At 48.9% G+C, this 6,265-nt stretch carries 4 protein-coding genes; all 4 read left to right on the top strand.

Annotation, left to right across the window (positions count from 1 at the left end):
• Nucleotides 1-539, top strand: a 539-nt coding sequence (locus ABYP73_RS10735; RefSeq protein WP_372974321.1) for a family 16 glycosylhydrolase, incomplete at its 5' end; no start/stop codon positions are given.
• Nucleotides 540-677: 138 nt separating this feature from the next.
• On the top strand, nucleotides 678-3,851 hold the full coding sequence (locus ABYP73_RS10730) for a glycoside hydrolase family 2 TIM barrel-domain containing protein (RefSeq protein ID WP_372974320.1): 3,174 nt from the start codon (nucleotides 678-680) through the stop codon (nucleotides 3,849-3,851).
• A 25-nt stretch (nucleotides 3,852-3,876) separates the two neighbouring features.
• On the top strand, nucleotides 3,877-5,298 hold the full coding sequence (locus tag ABYP73_RS10725) for an Ig-like domain-containing protein (protein ID WP_372974319.1): 1,422 nt from the start codon (nucleotides 3,877-3,879) through the stop codon (nucleotides 5,296-5,298).
• Nucleotides 5,299-5,343: 45 nt separating this feature from the next.
• Nucleotides 5,344-6,222 (top strand): family 16 glycosylhydrolase, encoded by an 879-nt coding sequence (locus ABYP73_RS10720; protein WP_372974318.1) that lies wholly within the window; start codon nucleotides 5,344-5,346, stop codon nucleotides 6,220-6,222.
• Nucleotides 6,223-6,265 lie beyond the last annotated feature (43 nt).

Here is a 6,265-nt window from a genome sequence, read left to right as displayed (position 1 = left end):
GTGTGCTTAAGATCACGGCTAAGGACGATGGAGCCGGGGGATATACATCTGCCCGGGTGAAAACAGAAAATCTCAGGGAGTTCACCTACGGCAGGGTTGAGGTCAGGGCTAAATTGCCTTCTTCCACTGGAACATGGCCTGCGATTTGGGCATTAGGTGCCAATTTTGAGACCGTTGGATGGCCAACTTGTGGTGAAATAGATATAATGGAACAGACGGGTGCAGAAAAGAATACGGTACTGAGCACCGTTCACTTCCCCGGTAATTCCGGAGGAGGAGGGATCACAGATTCGACCCCCCTTCCCACGTCAACCACTGAATTCCATGTTTATACCGTGGAATGGACGGCCGATGCGTTGAAATTCTGGATCGATGAGGAACCCGTTCATCACACGGTCTCCAATGATCCTTCAAGACCTTTTAATGACGATTTCTTCTTCATCATGAATGTCGCCATGGGAGGAACCTTGGGTGGGACCGTAGATCCGTCATTCACTGCTGATACCATGGAGATAGATTATATCCGTGTATATCAATAATAAGTGTTGATTAAAGAGGAAAGCTTTTAAAAGGGTTGGCTTACCGAGTTAACCCTTTTCTGGGCTAAAAACAGAAGCTATAAACGATCAATGAATTATCTGAGTAGGAAGATATTATACCAAAAACTAAACACCACTATGAAAAATTATTTTCTAAAAGTTTTATTGGTCTTGTTCACGACAGGCCTCTTTGCCCAGGCCGACCAAGTATCGGTGGTTCAGGATGAAACGGGGATGAGATTGGTCGTGAATGGGGAAGATTTTATGATCAACGGGATGAACTGGGATTATATTCCTATAGGGACGAATACGGTCAATGCGGAATTCTGGAAACAGCCCGACGATATCATCAGGGCCGGGCTCGATCACGAGATGTCCCTTTTAAAGAATATGAATGTCAATGCCATTCGTCAATATACGGGTGTACCTGCACGGTGGATCCGTTATATATACGAAAAATACGGTATTTACACTATGTTAAACCACTCCTTCGGCAGGTACGGCCTAACCCTGGATGGAGTATGGACCCCTATTACGGATTACGCAGATCCAAAGACCCAGGAATTCCTGTTGTCTGAAGTGGAAGCCCTGGTACGGGATTATAAAAATACCCCCGGACTCCTTATGTATCTTCTGGGAAATGAAAATAATTATGGATTGTTCTGGCAGGGGGCGGAGACGGAGGACTTTCCTGATGATGAAGGAAGAATCGCCTTTATAGGTGAGAATCGAGGCAGGCCGATGTACAAGCTCATGAATGAAGCATCCAAGATGATAAAATCCATGGATGCCTCCCACCCTGTGGCCATTTGTAATGGGGATGTCCTGTTCATAGATATCGTAGCCGAGGAATGCAAGGATGTGGATATCTATGGCACGAACATGTATCGCGGAGTGTCTTTTGGGGATGCCTTTCAGGTGGTAAAGGAGAAACTGGACATGCCTATCATGTTCACCGAATTCGGGGCCGATGCCTTCAATGCCATCGAGAACCAGGAAGACCAGAAATCCCAGGCCTATTATATGGTAGGAAACTGGAAGGATATCTATGAGAATGCGGCCGGACTTGGAAAGGCTGAGAACTCCATTGGAGGGTTTACCTTTCAGTTCAGCGATGGCTGGTGGAAGTTTGGGTTCGATGATCGGAAAAATGCAGACGTGCATGACAATAATGCCTCCTGGTCCAACGGAGGTTACGACAGCGATTATAAGGAAGGTGAGAACAACATGAATGAAGAGTGGTTCGGGATCTGTGCCAAGGGCCAGACCAATCCAAGAGGCTTATATGACCTGTACCCCAGGGCGGCCTACTACGCTCTGAAGGAAGTGCACCAGCTCGACCTCTATGCGGAGGGAGTCACCCTTGATTTTGTGCAGAATTACTTCCGAAATGTAGACCTCATGGACGCAGTCCTCAAAGCACGGGGAGACAAAGCAGCCCTGGTAGGTGAACAGAGCAGCATGCTCAGGGTAAGCAGGCTCGAAGCGCGGTTTACCACATTCAATACAGGTGGGAACCTGCTCACGACCCCAAGCAACCCGGCTCCGGATGAGACCACCTATCCCGATCAGACAGGATTCGATCATATGCAGTCTTATTTCGTAGGCTTTGAAGGGGAACCCGCTCCCAATATGAGGGCCAACGTGAATTTCAACGTCATAGGAAAGGTAGCCACCAATCCCATCGATGAGATCTTTTATGAGAATAGGGCCAGGCCGGTTCAGGTCAATACGGATCAGGGTGACGTAATCCTTTCCGATGTCAACAGGGTGGCAGTCTATAATGCCTCCTTCAACTGGAATGCAAAGAATTTCGACTTAAGGGGTTTCTATAGAACCGGGCATTACCACTGGGGATATGAAGGCGATTTTTTCGGGCTGTACCCGGAAGCCAATTACGGTCCCAACCTGGATATCTACAACGGAGAGATCAGCGGGTTTGAATTCGACGGGAAAAGGGCAATAGCAGGGCTGAAGGCAGCTTTCGGCCCCCAGCTCTGGTGGGGTGCAAACCCGGCAGTCCTTGTTAAATACGAGAGGCAATTCGGAAAATTTGACATTGCCGGAGTATTCCACGAGGATATAGATACGTTTGGTAATATCGTTTCCTCCCTGGCTGTACCTATGCCCAGGACTCGCAGGGCCACGTTGTATATCGGCAGGGAATTTGGGGATGTCAAGTTAGAGGTCGGGGGGATCTGGGGTGGTCAGCCCCTCAATGGAAGGGAGTTCCAGATCGCAGAGGACAACCCGAACTATGATCCTAATGATCCGGATGCCGCCTCCAAATACATCATCTTCACCGATCGGGTGAATGAAAAGGACAATTGGGGAGCTAAAGCCAAGATCACCTATACCGGCGGAAAATTCAATTGGTATGCTCAGGGAGCTGTCCAGGGTTTGGTTGCCAATGGTGGTGCTGATCAAACCAAAACCTTTACCGGCTGGAAACTCAAGGACACAGGAAGCGGAAATCAGACAAATTTCCTTTCAGGATTTACCTATCAGATGGGCAATGTACAGATAGCACCTAATTTCCTGTGGCAAAAACCCATTGTAGGTCCGATGCCCAATGATGCACAGGGACCCGGAAGGCTCAGGAACATCCTGGACGACCCCTTCTCTGTTCGCTGGAACCGGGAGACCGTGGCAGGGGAGATCCTGTTCACCTGGGATCCCACACCGGGCACATGGATGTACGAATGGGACAACGACCGGGCTGAGGATGCCAAGCTAGCCGTGAGTGCAGGCTTTGTCTTCAGGCACCTCCCCACAACGATGGACGCTCATATCGGATTCCTGGGGAACCGGACCTTGTTTGCCTTCCCGAACTCCGTTCCCGCTCAGGACCTATGGGAGACCCATGCGAGGATCGTTTCAAAGATCAACCCCGAATTAGGGCTCATCGCCAATATGTATTTTGGTAATGCTCAAGCCAACGGCGATAGTGACAGGTTAGTAGAACGTTTTGGAGGAGATGTTCGTCTGCTGTACAAGAACATCAAGGTGCAGCACATCTTCAAAATCAATGACTGGGGTCCTTTCGACTACCACAGGGATTTTAACCTCACCTTTCCGGTACAGCTCATGCTGGATATTTCGACCACCCTCGGCAAACCAGACTGGTTCATCCTGCCCAATACCCAGGTGGGTATACGCGGAACCTGGAGATCACTTAATGAGTTCTCTAACCGGTATGCGCCCAATGCAGCCGAAGAGTTTGCTACCGAACCCATCATCAGTCCTGTGGGCTTCGGCTTTGGTAACGAATGGGAGATCAGGACATATGTACATATCAACATCGGGAAATAATAAAAATGCCATGAAAAAAAATCAGATGAATATAGTAAGAACCCTACTGATCGTAGGCCTTGTTCTGATAGGGTCTGCGGGATGTGAACGGGAAGTGTCCGATGAGGTGGAGTTTGCCAGCTTTCCCCAAAGAGCTGAAATCTTCATCGACGGATTTAGCGGCGGATTGGAATACCTGCCTTTTAGTGGTTCCAAGTTAGACGCGTTCTCTGTGGATTCGGATGTGAAGTATTCAGGGGACGCCTCTATGAGGTTCGATGTACCTAATTTCGGAGACCCGTCCACGAGCCTTGGTTTTGCCGGGGCTATATTCCCCGATTACGGGGGGCGTGATCTTTCCGGATTTGATGCCCTTACCTTTTGGGCAAAGGCCTCAAAGGCCGAGACCATCAGTCAGATAGGCTTCGGCAGTGATTTTGGAGATAGCCCCTACCGCGATGTGCAAGACAAATTTCTGGTGACCAAGGAAAACCTGAGAGTGGGTACAGGCTGGCAAAAGTATATCATACCCCTACCGGATCCCAGGAAATTAATCAATGAAACGGGGATGTTCTGGTATGCCGAAGGGCCTGATGCCAATGGAGATGGGTATTCATTCTGGATAGACGAATTGAAGTTTGAAAAATTAGGAACCGTGGCCCAGCCCAGGCCTGCTATCCTCAATGGTGAAGATGCCACAGAGCGTTCGTTTTTGGATTTCAAGATCAACTTAACGGGTCTTACCCAGACCTATAATCTGGCCACTGGTGAGAACCAGACTGTAGCTGCGGCCCCGTCTTACTTTACTTTCAAATCCTCTGATACGGGAGTAGCCATCGTCAATGAATCGGGGGTGGTGACCATGGTGGGAACAGGAACCGCTAAAATTACGGCTACTCTCGGAGGTGTAAGGGCTGAGGGCTCTCTGACTTTGGAGGTCGGCGGGTCATTTGATTTTGCCCCTGTTCCCACCAGGGATCCGGCAACCGTGATCTCCATCTTCAGTGATGCCTATACCAATGTGCCTGTGGATTTTTACAACGGCTTCTTTGCACCCTTCCAAACCACGCTGGGTGGAGCCATTAATATCAATGGGGATAATATTATAGAGTACACAGAGCTCAATTTCGTGGCCACTGAATTCAAGAACCCTACGGTCAACGCTTCGGGCATGACCCATTTCCACGCCGATATCCGAATAGATGAGTCAGTAGACCCCGGAGATTTTATCGCGGTCGAACTGGGTGATTTTGGTGCCAATGCCTCATTTGGGGGCGGAGACGACTCCAGTTCGAGAATCACTTTTGATAGCGGCAGCCTGGTAAGCGGGCAGTGGATCAGTCTGGATATTCCGCTTTCCGATTTCACAGGACTGGCAAGCAGAAATAACCTCGCTCAGATCTTCTTTATCTCCGACGGGACCATCTCGACACTCTTGGTGGACAATATGTATTTCTATGCCGAATAAACCAGGAATAAGTAAGCTAATATGAATCGCTATAAACAGTTTGATATGAAAAAGAAATCAGGATTTAAGGGAAATTCGAATTCTGGAAACGGGGTCTTTTCTACCCTGATCAGCGGACTCCTTTTCTCTGCCCTGATAATGTTCAATGCAGGTTGTGCGGTTGACGACACCCAGACGGTAGTCAATTTCACCACATTGACCCTTCAGGAAGAGTTTGACAACGACGGAGCTCCGGATCCTTCTATTTGGGGATACGATATTGGCACAGGTATGAACGGCTGGGGGAATCAGGAACTGCAATACTATACCGATCGCCCCGAGAACGTAACAGTGAATAACGGGGTGTTGATCATCACGGCGAGGAAAGAAGACTTCCAGGGCTCCGGCTATACCTCCGCAAGGCTTATCACACAAGGTAAATTTTCACAGACCTACGGCCGATTCGAAGCGCGCATCAGGGTCCCCTACGGTCAGGGGATGTGGCCTGCCTTCTGGATGCTGGGTGTTCCGGACAGTCCGGGAGAGATCTGGCCAAATATTGGTGAGATCGATATCATGGAGATGCGGGGCCAGAATCCTACGACCCTTATCGGCAGCGTACACGGACCGGGCTATTCTGCCGGGGAGGCGATCTCAAAAGAATATGTCTTTCAGAACGACCGACTCGATACAGGCTTCCATGTCTATGGGATCGAGTGGGGACCAGACTACGTAAACCATTACGTAGATGATGTATTGTACAATCAGATTACCCCGGAAGACCTTCCTAAAGGCGCTGAGTGGGTCTTTGACAATGATTTCTATATCCTGATCAACCTTGCAGTAGGAGGAAACTTCGTCGGTTCTCCAAATGCTGAGACTGTATTTCCTCAGTCTATGCTGGTTGATTATGTAAGAGCATATGAATATAACGGACTAAACTAACTAATAAAAGAACTATGAAACAAGTACTGAAAAAAGCCAGGGT

It is taken from the genome of Muriicola sp. (assembly GCF_041567615.1).
Classification (GTDB): Bacteria; Bacteroidota; Bacteroidia; order Flavobacteriales; family Flavobacteriaceae; genus Muriicola.
This window is presented reverse-complemented; position numbering and strand designations above follow the sequence as displayed.

Bases quoted from the DNA above. Each gene is read 5' to 3' on its own strand.
- ABYP73_RS10730 (WP_372974320.1), top strand. From the start codon at position 678: ATGAAAAATTATTTTCTAAAAGTTTTATTGGTCTTGTTCACGACAGGC.
- ABYP73_RS10725 (WP_372974319.1), top strand. From the start codon at position 3,877: ATGAATATAGTAAGAACCCTACTGATCGTAGGCCTTGTTCTGATAGGG.
- ABYP73_RS10720 (WP_372974318.1), top strand. From the start codon at position 5,344: ATGAAAAAGAAATCAGGATTTAAGGGAAATTCGAATTCTGGAAACGGG.